Source organism: Alishewanella agri BL06, assembly GCF_000272005.1.
GTDB lineage: Bacteria > Pseudomonadota > Gammaproteobacteria > Enterobacterales > Alteromonadaceae > Alishewanella > Alishewanella agri.
In genome coordinates this window covers 19,600-33,052 of record NZ_AKKU01000010.1, presented here as the reverse complement: position 1 = coordinate 33,052, position 13,453 = coordinate 19,600, and the positions used below count along the sequence as shown (strand labels likewise).

Below are 13,453 nucleotides of genomic sequence, written 5' to 3'. Positions count from 1 at the left end.
GTTCAACGCTCGGCAGCTTTTTGTTTCAGCTGCCGGGCTTGTTGCTGCAGGCTGGCGCGTACCAGTAATTCGCGGTCTTCGTCGCGGATTTGCATAAAAACGATTTTGGTCAGGAAGTTGTCGCCGACCGGCTCACTGCTGAGGACCTGGCCATAACAAAAAACTGCGCCGGCATTATCCGCCAGAAAAAGCTTCAGTTCAGTAACGGTCAAAGGGAGCAGTTGAGATTTCGCTAAAAAGGTCAGGCCGGCACCACCGTAACTCTGCGTAATATAGCGATGTTCCGGCAAGTCCTGTTGCCGGATCACATAATGCATCAGTAAATCGAGTTTCCGGGCTTGCTGCTGCAAATAGTTAGCCAGTTCCTCCGCCAATTCGCCCAGGCGCTGCAAAGAACGTAGCGAATTGAGATTTAGCTGTCCCATATTGCCGGCCAATAGAAAAGGCTCCGGAATGGCGGCAACAAAGGTCGCTTCATCGGGAAGCGGGCCAGCCAACGGCAACACATTGATCGCAATAGCGTGTTCGACCTTAAAAAACTGCACAAAGGCTTCGTTTAACTGGTCTAATTCGGTTTGCATAAAGGTTACCTCGGGCTGCCGCTTGTTATTGTGCCGAATACTCTCTATTATCGGCACCACTTTTTCTGCTAATTTATCATCTAACCGGGATAAAGTCCTGAATTATCACATGCATCTGCCAGTCAGTCTCTACATTGGATTACGTTACAGTCAAAGCCGCAAAGGTAACGCCTTTATTTCTTTTATTACGCTGTTTTCCGTCGCGGGCATTCTGCTTGGGGTGATGGCATTAACTATAGTCAGTTCGGTAATGAATGGCTTTGAAGCTGAACTGAAAAAACGCATTCTCGGGGTAATACCTCATGTGCTGGTAAAAACCGAGCAGCCGCCCGAAAGTTGGCAACCGGCTTTATCCCGGCAATATCCGCTAACCGATATCACGCCGCTATTACAAACCGAGGCTTTAGTACAGTCCCCCCGACAGCTGACAGCAGTGATGTTACAGGGGCTGGATCCGGACGCATTACCGGGTTTTTTACAGCAATCTTTATTGTTGGGAGACTGGCAGAGTCTGCTCAGTCAGCGTTACAGCATTATGCTGGGACGCGGGCTTGCCGAGCAGCTTGAAGTGAGTCTTGGGCAGCAAATCCGGGTGCTGCTTGCCAGTGGTGGCAATTACACACCGCTTGGCTGGATGCCACGGCAACGCTTATTTACCGTCGCCGGCTTTATTGATACCGGCTCAGAAGTGGATGAAGTGCTCGCCGTGACGGCACAAGGCGATCTGCAACTGTTGTTACCCGCTAATGAGCGCGAGCCAAGTTACCGCATCAGTTTACAGGAGCCGTTTCAGGCTCCGTTGTTGGCAGCCCGGTTAAGTCAGGAACCGGGCTTTAGCTCGGTTACCGACTGGCGTGATAGTCATGGTAAGTTGTTTGCTGCCGTTGCGATGGAAAAAGCCATGATGTGGTTAATGCTGTTACTGATTGTCGCAGTAGCGGCGTTTAATATCGTTTCTGCGCTGGTGATGATGGTGACGGAAAAGCAAGCCGAAGTTGCCATCCTGAAAACCCAGGGGATGACGGATCGGGCGCTGTTTTTAGTCTTTGCCGTACAAGGAATGTTCAACGGAATAGTGGGCGCCTTACTCGGCGTCGTGCTGGGCGTGCTTGGCAGCTGGCAACTGAATAATCTGTTAACCTTATTCGGCGTGCAGGTCGCCGGCGTACCTGAACTGCCGATTGTGATGGACGTTAGCCAGATTGGCAGTATCTTTGCCAGTGCTTTGGGGCTGACCCTGGCAGCAGTGTTGTATCCCGCCTGGCGGGCAGTGAAAATTAATCCGGCGGAAATTTTGCGTGATGAATAATGTATTAGAAGCCCGCGGTATCAATAAAAGTTATCGCGATGGTGCCGAGGTCACTCAGGTATTACAACAGGTTGAACTGGACGTGCCGGTTGGCAAAATGGTCGCCATCGTCGGCAGCTCTGGCTCTGGTAAAAGTACCTTGTTACACATTCTGGGAACTTTGGATCAGGCTGATAGTGGCTCACTGCTGTTGGCCGGGCAACAGGTGTCGAAACTGTCGGCAAATGCCAAAGCAGCGTTACGGAATGACAAGCTGGGTTTTATCTATCAATTTCATCACTTACTGATGGATTTCACGGCGCTGGAGAATGTGGCCATGCCGCTACGGATCCGCGGCCTGGCAGGCAAAGAGGCCGAGCAGCAAGCCAGTGCCTTGTTAGAAAAAGTCGGGCTTTCGCACCGGCTAAAACATAAACCTTCAGAACTAAGCGGTGGCGAGCGGCAGCGGGTAGCAATCGCCCGGGCATTAGTCACCAAACCGGCGCTGGTATTGGCAGATGAACCGACCGGTAATCTGGATCAGCATACGGCTGAAGCGATTTATCAGCTGTTACGACAGCTGAACCGGGATTTTAAAACCAGTTTTGTGGTAGTAACGCATGATCGACAGCTGGCTAGCCGGCTCGATCAACAATATCTGATGACAGACGGGAGGTTGGAGCCGCTGTGATGCAAAGTCTGGTTTGGCAACTGGCCCGTCGTTATCGTTCTACCCGGCACACCAGTGGTTTTATCCGTTTTATTTCGGCGTCTTCCACCCTGGGCATTGCGCTTGGGGTGGCTATTCTGATTTTAGCCTTGTCAGTGATGAATGGCTTTGAACAAGCGCTCAAACAGCGGTTGCTGGCAGTGATCCCCCATGTCGAGTTGGAAGCGGTGTCAAATCAGCTGGAAAACTGGCCCGAGAAATTACCTGCTCTTAGTGCTGTACCAGGAGTGGTCGCTGGCGCGCCTTATATCAAGGCGAATGGCATGTTGCGCAGTGGCAATCAGGTTAAAGCAGTACAGCTCAGAGGAGTGGACCTACAGCAAGAGCGGCAAATAAGTGATTTCGCTAACTATATACAAAGCGGCGAGCTTGACGTATTGCACGCTGAGCAATTAGTGCTGGGTAGTGGCATCGCCAAAGCATTACAGGTAGCGGTGGGGGATAAGGTGCAATTAATGCTGCCGCGCTTTACCGCCGATGGTCGTCTGGCGAGCTATTCTAACCGCTTATTGCAGATCAGTGCGATTGTCGCCATGGGTGGTCAGCTGGATTACAGTCAGGCCTGGATCGACTTACAGGCACTGAATGGCTTTCTGGAGATGCCAGCCGGGGCTGTGCAGGGGCTGGCCTTCAGAATTGATGACATCTTCGCCGCACCACAACTGGCGCGACAACTCGGACAGCAGACCGAAGACTATGTGTATATCCGCAACTGGTTTAACAGCCAGGGCCATGTTTATCAGGATATTCAGATGGTGCGGGCGATTTTGTACCTGGTACTGTCGCTGGTTATCGCTGTTGCGTGTTTTAATATTGTTGCAACATTAGTGATGGCAGTACGGGAGAAAGAGTCCGATATTGCGATTTTATTGACGATGGGGATGCGGCCGGTGGCAATTATCCGGATCTTTATGTTACTGGGCTCGTTAAATGGTGTCGTGGGCACCTTATTTGGTGCCTTTAGTGGCGTGTTGCTGGCACTGTTTATCGAGCCGATTTTCGCGTCACTAACCCAGCTACTCGGCCGTTCTTTGCTGGATCCTAGTATCTATTTTATTGATTTCATTCCATCGTTATTGCAGTGGCAGGATGTGTTAGTCACGGTGCTGTTAGCACTTGGTCTGAGTATTTTGTCGACGTTGTATCCCGCGTATCGGGCCAGCAAAGTGGATCCGGCGCGGGTACTTGGCCAGCGTTAATCCGCTGGCTGTTTACTGCGTTTGAGTAAGCGTGACAACTTTTCTTTGCGGATAGACAGGCGCCACAACCAGTCAATGGCGAAATAGCCGGCAATACTGGAGGCCAGTCCCATCAAAAAACACCCGGTTAGCAGGGGTTTACCAATGGTCGTCATGCTATACCACAGCCAGGCAAAACTTGCTTCAAAGGCAAAGGGTTCCACCGGCGCCTTAAGCACCACTGTGCCAATCAAATAGCTCAGATATAACATTACTGGCATGGTCAGAGGGTTCGAAATCCAAACCAACGCCACCGACAGCGGTAAGTTCACTCGCAACGGCACCGCCACCAGCGCCGAAAATACCATCTGAAAGGGTAACGGCATCCAACTCCAAAACAAGCCCACCGCAAAGGCACCACGCGCCGAGCGGCGGTTCAGATGCCATAAATTGCCATCGTGCAGCATGGTACCAAACAGGCTGAGGATCCTCATCTGCTTGATTTTTTCCGGAGATGGTAAATATTTCTTAATAGTTTTCTTTGGCATTACAACTCATTTACATAAAGTAAATATGCACAGGATCTGTTACGGTGTGCTGGCTGGTTGTCTATTGTCGTTATTTTTGCCGCTTCTGCCAGCATTTTTTACAATAATTTTTGCACTCTTAGTGATCCAGGCCGCTTATTGGCGAAATGGGTTATTACTGGGGTGTTGTGGCTTTTTAGCCAGCTGGCATTGGCAGCTGACGCAGTACCATCAGGCACAGCAACTGGTACTGCAAAATAGTCTGGATTTCTATCAGGTTAAGCTCCTCGACGTACAGCAGCGTAGCACCGACAGTACGGTATTGTTGCAACTGCTTAACGGTAAGGCGGCAGGATATCGGCTCAAGGTCAGTTGGCAACAGCCTCCCGCACTGGCAACCGGCCAGCATTGGCGCTTGGCATTGCGATTAAAAGCACCCTCTGGTCGTTTTAACCCCGGCAGCCCAAATCCCGAATTACGGGCATTACTGAATCAGGTGGTGGCACACGGCTATGTCAACACCAGCCAGCCGACTATCAAGCTTCGGCAAACCCAACCGATGCGCGAAGCTTTGCTACTTAAACTTGAACAGCAGTATGCCGCACTGGATACGGCGGTATTAATGCGGGCACTGGTCAGCGGTGAACGTGAATTTGATGCCACACTCTGGCAAGGGTTACGCACCAGTGGTCTGGGGCATCTGTTGGTGATCTCCGGTTTACATATCAGTTTGGTTTATGGCTGGAGTTTGTTACTGCTAAGCTGGCTGTTGCGCCGTTGCGGTCTGCGTCAGGCGATGAATCTGGCCATGTTATTGGCTTTATTGCCGGCACTGGCTTATGCCTGGTTGGCAGGCTTCGCGATCCCCACCTTACGGGCCGCCTTGGCTCTGCTGATTGTTTTGCTTGGCCGCTTGCTACTCAGACCGGCTAATCCTGCCGGCTATTGGGGACTCTTATGCTGCAGTTTATTGCTGCTGCAGCCGTTTTGGTTGTTAAGTTATAGTTTTTGGTTATCCCTGTCAGCGGTAGCGCTGATTTTATTGCTGCTCTGGCGCCTGGGGCCGGCACCGCGAAAGTTTTGGCAGCGCTGTCGCTATTTCTTTCGTTTTCATCTGTTGTTAACCAGTTTAATGGCGCTACTCACGTTGGCATTTTTTTCCGGTTTTAGTGGTTTGGCGTTGCTTTCCAACCTGCTGTTTGTGCCCTGGTGTACCTTGCTGGCGATACCATTACTGTTAATGAGTCTGCTGTACTATCTTACTGGGTTGCCTTTTGCCGGGGTGTTATGGCAGCTCAGTGATTATGCATTGCGACCTTTAAATTATTGGCTGACGCTAAGCGCAGATCTTGATCTGTGGTGGAGTCAGCCATATTTGGGAATGGTTGGGGCATGCCTGCTGTTGTTGTTGGTCGTAGCGGTGCTGGTAGTTCGCGCCAAAGCGAGTGTTCTGGCATTGCTATCGGCTACCATGTTGTTTGCGGTATTACCCGCTAAACTGAGTTCGGCACAATTGACTTTATTAGACAGCGGGCAAAGTACGGTGTTGCTGTTACGCCAAGCCGGTTTAACGCTGTTGTATCTGGATTTACCTGTGGAACGAAGCGAGGCACTGTTGCAACAGCAGATACTGCCTTTACTGGCTTATTATCGGGTATCGGGGCTGGATGCAGTGGTGGTGCCGGCGTATCAGCGTGAGATGCAACCCGCGCTGGCAACGTTGCGGCAAGCTTATCCGCAGCTACAGCTGTACACGGCCGCGGCAGCAACAGGGCAGTCTTCCAGCTGTGAACAGTTAGCGGCGGCTTACACGACTACAGTCCGGCATTGGCGGTTACCAGAGCAAGATCCTTGCGTATTGACGATAATGCTAAATGGCTGGCAGCTGCTATTGCCCGGTAAACTGAGCGTGCACAGCGAGCGGCAATTACTGTTAGCTTACCCGGAGTTGACCGCTGATTGGTACTTACTGGCGGATTATGGTCGCGCCACCGCCAATAGTCTGGCATTTTTACAACAGCTGGCGCCGGTACAGCTGCTGCTGGCGGCTAACAGTGCGGGCGCGCATCCGTATCCGGTGCAAGCCGTGCGGCCGCGGCTTGGCTTACTAAACTTACCCTTACACCATAGCGGCGAGCAGGGCGCGGTGAGTATCGAGTTTCAACCGCAATACTTCAGGTTGCACACTGAGCGTCAACGCCGCTGGCCGCGCTGGACAGAAAAGCCAACGCAGTAGCTGAAACTCGGATCAGAACGCGCTAGAATAGCGCGATATAATAAAAAAGGTGCTTATTTTGCAGTCAGATAACGCTACTAGCATGGCGGTTTACCGTCGTTTACTGGGTTACCTGAAACCCTATCGCGTGGGTTTTATTGCCGCTATCGTCGGTATGATTGGCTATTCTGCGGTCGATGCAGGTTTTATCGCATCGCTACAACCCTTTATCGATCGGGGTATTCAAGAGAAAGATACCGATTTTTTGCGCTACGCACCACTGGTGGTGATTGTGATGTTTATTTTGCGCGGTATTTTTCATTTTACCGCCACCTATTGTATGAGCTGGGTTGGTAACCAGATCGTCAAGGATATGCGGCAGCAGCTGTTCGCCCATATGATGCGGTTACCGGTCAGCTTTCATGACAAGCATTCGACCGGGGAACTGATTTCCAAAATTACTTATGATGCCGAACAAATTAAACAATCACTGACCAAGGCTCTGATTGTGCTGGTGCGCGATGGCGCTTTGGTTGTCGGTTTGATTGTGGTGATGTTCTGGTATAGCTGGCAACTGTCACTGATTTTCTTTCTTATCGCCCCCATTATCGCGGTTATCGTCAGTTTGGTCTCTAAACGCTTCCGGCAATTAAGTCATAAAATTCAGCAGGCAATGGGTGGTGTTACCACGGCTTCGGAGCAGATGCTCAATGGCCATAAAGTGATCCTGTCATTTGGTGGCCAGCAATTGGAAGATCAGCGTTTTGCTGTAGTGAATAATCAAACCCGGTTGCAAGGGGTCAAGATGGATGCGACCTCTGCCATCAGCTCAGGGGTTATCCAACTGATTGCCTCCTTCGCGCTGGCGTTCGTGGTGTTTATGGCCAGTCAACCCGAGATGCTGGATACCCTGACGCCAGGTATCTTTTCTTCCATCGTCACGGCAATGGTGATGATGTTAAAACCGTTAAAACAGCTGACCACGGTTAATAGCGAATTTCAACGTGGTCTGGCGGCAGCAGCCAGTATTTTTCATATTATGGATCAGGTAACGGAACAGGAAACAGGCAAGCGCCAACTTCAGCATGCCCGGGGGGAGATTGAGTTTAGTCATGTCAGTTTTCATTACCCGGGCCATCAACAGCAGGTGCTAAACGATATTAGCTTTCAGGTAAAAGCCGGGCAGACGGTAGCCTTAGTTGGTCGCTCTGGCAGTGGTAAAACGACGATATCAAGTTTATTGCCACGTTTTTACGAGGTAGAGCAGGGCGAGATTTTACTGGATGGTCAGAACATTCAAAGCTACACCCGTAGCTCATTGCGTAGCCAAATTGCGGTGGTATCGCAGCACGTGATGTTATTTAACGATACCATCGCTAATAACATCTGTTATGGCATGGCAACGCCGGTAAGCCGGCAACAATTAATGGACGTTGCAGAAAAGGCCCATGTGCTGGAATTTACCGAGAAAATGCCGGATGGCCTGGATACCCAGATCGGAGAAAATGGTGTCAGCTTATCCGGTGGTCAGCGCCAGCGGATTGCTATCGCCAGAGCACTGTTGCGTCAAGCGCCGGTGTTGATCCTGGATGAAGCGACATCGGCATTAGATACTGAATCGGAGCGCAAAATTCAGGCAGCATTGGATGTATTGTTAAAGGGCCGCACCAGTATCGTTATTGCACACCGCCTGTCGACCATTGAGAAAGCCGATAAGATTATCGTGATGGATCAGGGCCGGATTTTGGAGCAGGGGACCCATCAACAATTACTGGCCGCTGACGGTGCCTATGCGTCCTTACATAAATTGCAATTTGGCAGCGAAAAATGAACGTGCTGGAACAGGGTTGGTATCAAAAACACCGCTGGTGCGCGTTACTGCTGCCTTTAAGCGGGCTATTTTACTTACTTAGTGCCGGACGGCGCTTGTTATATCGCCTGGGACTAAAAAAAACCGAACGCCTGCCGGTACCGGTGATTATTGTTGGCAATATTACCGTAGGCGGTACCGGCAAAACGCCTTTTACCCTATGGTTGTGTGATTACCTGCGGACGCAAGGCTATACCCCTGGCATTATTTCCCGCGGTTACGGTGGCAAAGTTAAAGCGCCGCGTTTAGTGGCCGAGCTGGATAACGCCGCTTTGGTTGGTGATGAACCACTCTTGTTAGCGCAGCGCAGCGGCTGCCCGGTAGTGGTGTCGCCGGATCGGGTTGCTGCCGGGCGGTTTTTGTTACAAAAACGGCCGCAGGTCGATTTAATTATCTCAGATGACGGTTTGCAACATTACCGCTTAGCCCGCGATCTGGAAATCGTGTTACTGGATGCGCAACGCGGATTAGGCAATGGCTGGTTGCTGCCTGCCGGTCCGTTGCGGGAATTGCCGAAACGCCTGGCCAGTGTCGATCTGGTGATTGCGAACAGTGGTTATTCGGCGCTGGCGCATGCGGGTATGACGCTACAAAGTGGTAAGGCTGAGCCACTGTTACCTGATGCCCCGCCCTTGGAACCCGATACCGAAATTCAGTTGGTGGCCGGTATTGGTAATCCGGGGCGTTTTCGCCGCTCGGCTGAACTGGCAGGCTTTAAAATTAAGCATTGTCATTTTTGGCCTGATCACCATCCATTTCAGGCAGACGATTTTAATATGTTATCCGGTCCATTACTGATGACCGAAAAAGATGCGGTAAAATGCCGCGCCTTTGCCAAAGCCGACTGGCACTATTTACCGGTTGTGGCGCAGCCCGATTTGGCTGCGACAACACGACTAACTACCTTATTGCAACAATTACGGAGTCGTTATGGCACTCAATCCGGCACTGACTGATATTCTGGCCTGCCCGGTCTGTAAAGGTAAACTAAAGTACGACAAAGACGGGCAGCGCCTGCTTTGTACCTTTGACCGTCTGGCCTACCGCTTAAGTAATAATATTCCGGTGTTGCTGGCCAATGAAGCGGTGGTGTTATCTGCTGAAGAGTGTGAAAAATGGCGTTCGTAGTGGTCATTCCGGCACGCTACGCCAGTAGTCGTTTACCGGGCAAACCGCTGGCACAGATCGCCGGCAAAACCATGATTGAGCGGGTGTACCGGCAGGCGCAGCAAAGTAGCGCGGCGCGCGTTTTAGTCGCAACCGATGATGAGCGGATCCGGCAACATGTCGAAGGCTTTGGCGGTGAAGTTTGTATCACCCGGGCTAGCCATAATTCCGGTACCGAGCGGCTGGCTGAAGTGGTCAGGACACTGGGGCTGGCTGCTGATATGGTGGTGGTTAATGTGCAGGGCGATGAACCTTTTATCCCACCACAATTGATTGACCAGGTTGCCGGCAACCTGGCTGCACAACAGAAAGCGCGGATGGCGACGCTGGCAGTCCCCCTTGCTGACGCTGCAGAAATCGGTAACCCGAATATCGTCAAGGTCGTGACCGATCGTCAGGGCTATGCCTTGTATTTTAGCCGCGCCGCGATCCCGTTTGACCGTGACCAGGCATTTCGGACAGCGCTAAGCCAACATTACCGGCGGCACATTGGCATTTACGCCTATCGTGCCGGCTTTATTCAGGATTATGTCAGCTGGCCGGTTTCCACGTTGGAGCAAATTGAGGCGCTGGAACAGCTAAGGGTGTTGTGGCAGGGGGAAAGTATTCATGTCGCGGATGCCTGTGTGCCTCCGGCGATGGGTGTTGATACACCGGAAGATTTAGCACGCGCTATTGCCCACACCGAGCACCATGCTTAACGCCTTTTCCGTTATCGCTGAAACGCCGCAGTTTTGGGTGTTAAATAAAGCCGCGGGCCTCAGTTTTCACTCCGAGCAGGGCCCCGGACTGGTGGCGCTGGCGGAAGCCCAGTTTGCTGAAAAACTCTATGCTGTGCATCGCCTGGATAAAGTGACTTCAGGTTTGCTCATTCTTGCCCGTCAGCCAGCTGGAGCGGCGGCGTTAACTCAGTTGTTCGCCAGTCGACAGATCACTAAATGTTATCTGGCATTAAGTGCGGCTAAACCGCAGAAAAAACAAGGCTGGGTAAAAGGTGCGATGCAACCGGCACGGCGTGGAGCCTGGCGTCTGGCTGAAGCCGGTGCGGCTCCGGCTGTTACCTATTTTGTCAGTCAGGGCTATCAGGATGCGCCGTTTCGGGCTTTTTTACTACGGCCTTATACCGGTAAAACCCACCAACTTCGGGTTGCATTGAAAAGTGTCGGCGCGCCGATCCTGGGTGACAGCCTGTATGGCGGCGCCTCGGCTGACCGAGTCTATCTGCATGCCTGTGCACTGAGTTTTAGTTTATTTGGCCAGCATTATCAGTATCAGTGCTGGCCAGATCATGGTGCGTATTTTCAACAGTTATTCGAAATGGGGCTGCCAACTGCTTGGCAGAACCCGATTAGTTTACCCTGGCCAGCGGCACCCGCTTTGGCTGTGGTTGATGCAGAGCAGGATCAGTAATGTCAGATTATCAAACCCGTTTTGCCGGTATCGCCCGGTTGTATGGTCAAAAAGCCTTGCTGCATTTTCAGCAGGCGCATGTGGTTGTGATTGGTATTGGTGGGGTTGGTAGCTGGGCGGCTGAAGCGCTGGCCCGCTCCGGTATTGGTGAACTGACGTTGATTGATTTGGATGATATTTGTGTCAGTAATATTAATCGCCAATTACACGCACTTAGCAGCACTGTTGGCCAGGATAAGGTCGCAGTAATGGCGGATCGGATCCGGCAGATTAATCCGGACTGCGTGGTGCATCAGGTAGCCGACTTTATCGCGGCGGATAATCTGGCCGAGTTGTTGGGGGGGAGACCAGTCGACTACGTGTTAGACGCTATTGATTCAGTTAAGGCGAAAACTGCACTGATTGCCTGGTGTAAGCGGCGTAAAATTCCGTTAATCACTACCGGCGGCGCCGGCGGACAGCTGGACCCAACACAAATACAAATCGCCGATCTGACGCAGGCTTTTAATGATCCGCTGTTAGCGAAAGTACGCAATATGTTGCGGCGCGACCATCAATTTACCCGTAATCCGAAGCGTCGTTTTGGCGTAGATTGCGTGTTTTCTACCGAGCAACTACGCTATCCTGCTGCCGATGGCACAGTTTGTCAGCAGAAGCCGGATAACAGTGGCGCAATGCGGCTGGATTGCGCAGGAGGTTTTGGCGCGGCAACCGTGGTTACTGCCAGTTTTGGTCTGGCAGCGGTATCAAGGTTACTGATTAAACTCAGTCGCAAAAGTCAGGCCGGAGATTGAATCACGCACTGGTAACGGTTTGGATCCGTTGCAACATCAGATTTAAACCATTACCGCGTGATTGGCTGAGATAGGGCCGCAGATTCAGCGCATCAAAATGCCGGCTCAGCTCGACATCGGTTAGTTCAGCGCTGGTTTTACCATTAACAAAGCAGAGCATAATTGCGAGTAAGCCTTTAACAATACGGGCTTCACTGTCCAGCACAAAGAAATGTTTACCGCTTACCGGGTCCTGATAATGCAACAACCAGGCACGGCTTTCACAGCCGCGTACTAGGTATTCGGGTTGACGCATTTTTTCTGGCAGGGCGGGTAATTTTTTACCTAACTGCATCAACAAACGATACTTAGTTTGCCAATCCGCGGGTTGTTGCAGTAACGGCAACTCATGCTGACAGATCTGCTGTAAGCCATTGGCGGTATCGGCAATAAGTTGTTGTAACATCCTTACCTCAGAATATCAGTAGCTGCCTGTAAAGCCTCTAGGGTTTTCTCAACCTCAGTCGGCAGATTATAAGGCGCAAAAGCAAAACGTACGGCGCCGGGTAACTGCAAACTGGCAAATAATGGCATAGCGCAATGGCTACCCGCCCGCACAGCGATTTTTTGCTCGTTTAACAACACCGCCAGATCATTCGGGTGTTCGTTAAGCAGTTGCAAGCTCAAAATACCCGCACTCTGCGTCACCTGAGTCAGTGATCGTAAACCGGGGATCGCAGCAAGCCCATCGGCAAATTGTTGTAATAGCTTGCCTTTATACTGATTTATTAGCTTAGCGTCAAACTGACGCAAAAAGCGAATGGCAGTAGCCAGCCCGATCGCACCGGCAATATTAGGTGTACCAGCCTCTAAACGGGCGGGCAGGGCAGCAAAACTACTCTGTTGAAAACTGACTTCACTGATCATTTCGCCACCACCTAATAATGGCTTAAGTTGTTCCAGCAACGCTGTTTTACCGTAGAGCACGCCGATACCGGTAGGACCATAGAGTTTGTGGCCGGAAAAACAATAAAAATCTGCCGGATACTGCTGTAGATCCGGTACTTGCCAGGCTATGCCCTGAGCACCATCGACGATTGTAATGGCGCCGGCAGCCTTGGCAGCACTGAGCATTTGCTGAAGCGGCAGAATATGCCCCAGCGCATTGGAAACCTGTGTCAGGCTGACGACTTTGGGTTTGAGAGCCAGTAAGGCCTGATAAGCCTCAAGATCTGGCATTAGCTGTGAGTCTAAAGGCACTACATCCAGAATGACACCCTGTGTTAAACAGTGTAATTGCCAGGGTACGATATTAGCGTGATGCTCCAGGGTACTGATCAAAATGCGATCGCCAGGTTTTAACAGGCTGTGCATCAAACCAAAGGCCAGCTGGTTAAACGCAGCTGTGGTGCCACTGGTAAAAATAATCTCTTCCCGGTAGCGGGCATTCAGAAAAGACTTAACAGTCTCTCTGGCATCTTCATACAGGGCGGTGGCTTGTTGACTGAGCTGATGCGCACCCCGATGCACATTACTGTTGGCTTGCTGATAGAACGCCAACTCGGCGGCGATAACCTGTTGCGGCTTATGGGTGGTTGCCGCATTATCGAGATAGATCCAGTCTGGCTGGCTTTGAAAGAACGGAAAATGCTGACGAAACTCCAGCGGGTTAAAAGCAGCCATGTTCAAGGGCGTCCGACAGTTTAAAAGGGCA

The 13,453-nt window shown here is 51.4% G+C and carries 14 protein-coding genes; 10 read left to right on the top strand and 4 right to left on the bottom strand.

The annotated features are described in order from the left end of the window. Positions 1 to 2: 2 nt before the first annotated feature. Positions 3 to 581, bottom strand: coding sequence for a PilZ domain-containing protein (locus AGRI_RS04035; protein WP_008983730.1), 579 nt, complete (start codon positions 579 to 581; stop codon positions 3 to 5). A 109-nt stretch (positions 582 to 690) separates the two neighbouring features. Here AGRI_RS04035 and AGRI_RS04030 point away from each other — a divergent pair, with 109 nt between their 5' ends. Genes AGRI_RS04030 through AGRI_RS04020 form a run of 3 tightly spaced genes read left to right on the top strand, consistent with a single transcriptional unit; the run spans position 691 to position 3,798 of the window. Further along, a complete protein-coding gene (locus AGRI_RS04030; RefSeq protein ID WP_008983729.1) occupies positions 691 to 1,890 on the top strand; it encodes a lipoprotein-releasing ABC transporter permease subunit in 1,200 nt (399 codons plus the stop codon). Further along, the gene (lolD, locus tag AGRI_RS04025) at positions 1,883 to 2,560 is read left to right on the top strand and encodes a lipoprotein-releasing ABC transporter ATP-binding protein LolD (protein ID WP_008983728.1); all 678 of its coding nucleotides are present in this window, start codon (positions 1,883 to 1,885) and stop codon (positions 2,558 to 2,560) included. Before AGRI_RS04030 ends, lolD begins: the two co-directional genes overlap by 8 nt. Beyond that, positions 2,560 to 3,798: a lipoprotein-releasing ABC transporter permease subunit gene (locus tag AGRI_RS04020; RefSeq protein ID WP_008983727.1), complete on the top strand. Its 1,239-nt coding sequence runs from the start codon at positions 2,560 to 2,562 to the stop codon at positions 3,796 to 3,798. The genes lolD and AGRI_RS04020 overlap by 1 nt, the downstream gene beginning before the upstream one ends. Here AGRI_RS04020 and AGRI_RS04015 read toward each other — a convergent pair. Continuing rightward, on the bottom strand, positions 3,795 to 4,325 hold the full coding sequence (locus AGRI_RS04015) for a DUF2062 domain-containing protein (RefSeq protein WP_008983726.1): 531 nt from the start codon (positions 4,323 to 4,325) through the stop codon (positions 3,795 to 3,797). The genes AGRI_RS04020 and AGRI_RS04015 overlap by 4 nt on opposite strands. A gap of 121 nt (positions 4,326 to 4,446) precedes the next feature. Here AGRI_RS04015 and AGRI_RS04010 point away from each other — a divergent pair, with 121 nt between their 5' ends. The 7 genes from AGRI_RS04010 (at position 4,447) to tcdA (ending at position 11,760) form a co-directional block, all read left to right on the top strand. After that, on the top strand, positions 4,447 to 6,540 hold the full coding sequence (locus AGRI_RS04010) for a ComEC/Rec2 family competence protein (protein ID WP_237713019.1): 2,094 nt from the start codon (positions 4,447 to 4,449) through the stop codon (positions 6,538 to 6,540). Between the two features lie 82 nt (positions 6,541 to 6,622). Further along, entirely contained in the window at positions 6,623 to 8,350 is a 1,728-nt protein-coding gene (msbA, locus tag AGRI_RS04005; RefSeq protein ID WP_193353425.1) for a lipid A export permease/ATP-binding protein MsbA, read from the top strand. After that, a complete protein-coding gene (gene lpxK / locus AGRI_RS04000) occupies positions 8,347 to 9,345 on the top strand; it encodes a tetraacyldisaccharide 4'-kinase (protein ID WP_008983723.1) in 999 nt (332 codons plus the stop codon). The genes msbA and lpxK overlap by 4 nt, the downstream gene beginning before the upstream one ends. Continuing rightward, on the top strand, positions 9,320 to 9,517 hold the full coding sequence (locus tag AGRI_RS03995; protein WP_008983722.1) for a Trm112 family protein: 198 nt from the start codon (positions 9,320 to 9,322) through the stop codon (positions 9,515 to 9,517). Before lpxK ends, AGRI_RS03995 begins: the two co-directional genes overlap by 26 nt. Continuing rightward, positions 9,505 to 10,257 carry a 3-deoxy-manno-octulosonate cytidylyltransferase gene (kdsB, locus tag AGRI_RS03990; RefSeq protein WP_008983721.1) on the top strand — a complete coding sequence of 251 codons (753 nt, stop codon included), beginning with the start codon at positions 9,505 to 9,507 and terminating at the stop codon, positions 10,255 to 10,257. The genes AGRI_RS03995 and kdsB overlap by 13 nt, the downstream gene beginning before the upstream one ends. Then, on the top strand, positions 10,250 to 10,966 hold the full coding sequence (locus tag AGRI_RS03985) for a pseudouridine synthase (protein ID WP_008983720.1): 717 nt from the start codon (positions 10,250 to 10,252) through the stop codon (positions 10,964 to 10,966). The genes kdsB and AGRI_RS03985 overlap by 8 nt, the downstream gene beginning before the upstream one ends. After that, positions 10,966 to 11,760, top strand: coding sequence for a tRNA cyclic N6-threonylcarbamoyladenosine(37) synthase TcdA (gene tcdA, locus AGRI_RS03980; protein WP_008983719.1), 795 nt, complete (start codon positions 10,966 to 10,968; stop codon positions 11,758 to 11,760). The genes AGRI_RS03985 and tcdA overlap by 1 nt, the downstream gene beginning before the upstream one ends. A 1-nt stretch (position 11,761) precedes the next feature. Here tcdA and AGRI_RS03975 read toward each other — a convergent pair whose 3' ends face one another. Beyond that, positions 11,762 to 12,205: a SufE family protein gene (locus tag AGRI_RS03975; RefSeq protein WP_008983718.1), complete on the bottom strand. Its 444-nt coding sequence runs from the start codon at positions 12,203 to 12,205 to the stop codon at positions 11,762 to 11,764. 2 nt (positions 12,206 to 12,207) lie between these two features. Further along, complete coding sequence (locus tag AGRI_RS03970; RefSeq protein ID WP_008983717.1) at positions 12,208 to 13,422, bottom strand: aminotransferase class V-fold PLP-dependent enzyme; 1,215 nt, start codon at positions 13,420 to 13,422, stop codon at positions 12,208 to 12,210. Between the last annotated feature and the right edge of the window lie 31 nt (positions 13,423 to 13,453).

Excerpts from the sequence above, each read along its gene's own strand:
- AGRI_RS04020 (WP_008983727.1), top strand. The coding sequence starts at position 2,560 with ATGCAAAGTCTGGTTTGGCAACTGGCCCGTCGTTATCGTTCTACCCGG.
- AGRI_RS03970 (WP_008983717.1), bottom strand. The coding sequence starts at position 13,422 with ATGGCTGCTTTTAACCCGCTGGAGTTTCGTCAGCATTTTCCGTTCTTT.
- AGRI_RS03995 (WP_008983722.1), top strand. The coding sequence starts at position 9,320 with ATGGCACTCAATCCGGCACTGACTGATATTCTGGCCTGCCCGGTCTGT.
- AGRI_RS04035 (WP_008983730.1), bottom strand. The coding sequence starts at position 581 with ATGCAAACCGAATTAGACCAGTTAAACGAAGCCTTTGTGCAGTTTTTT.
- msbA (WP_193353425.1), top strand. The coding sequence starts at position 6,623 with ATGGCGGTTTACCGTCGTTTACTGGGTTACCTGAAACCCTATCGCGTG.
- tcdA (WP_008983719.1), top strand. The coding sequence starts at position 10,966 with ATGTCAGATTATCAAACCCGTTTTGCCGGTATCGCCCGGTTGTATGGT.
- kdsB (WP_008983721.1), top strand. The coding sequence starts at position 9,505 with ATGGCGTTCGTAGTGGTCATTCCGGCACGCTACGCCAGTAGTCGTTTA.
- AGRI_RS04030 (WP_008983729.1), top strand. The coding sequence starts at position 691 with ATGCATCTGCCAGTCAGTCTCTACATTGGATTACGTTACAGTCAAAGC.
- AGRI_RS03975 (WP_008983718.1), bottom strand. The coding sequence starts at position 12,205 with ATGTTACAACAACTTATTGCCGATACCGCCAATGGCTTACAGCAGATC.
- lpxK (WP_008983723.1), top strand. The coding sequence starts at position 8,347 with ATGAACGTGCTGGAACAGGGTTGGTATCAAAAACACCGCTGGTGCGCG.
- AGRI_RS03985 (WP_008983720.1), top strand. The coding sequence starts at position 10,250 with ATGCTTAACGCCTTTTCCGTTATCGCTGAAACGCCGCAGTTTTGGGTG.
- AGRI_RS04015 (WP_008983726.1), bottom strand. The coding sequence starts at position 4,325 with ATGCCAAAGAAAACTATTAAGAAATATTTACCATCTCCGGAAAAAATC.
- lolD (WP_008983728.1), top strand. The coding sequence starts at position 1,883 with ATGAATAATGTATTAGAAGCCCGCGGTATCAATAAAAGTTATCGCGAT.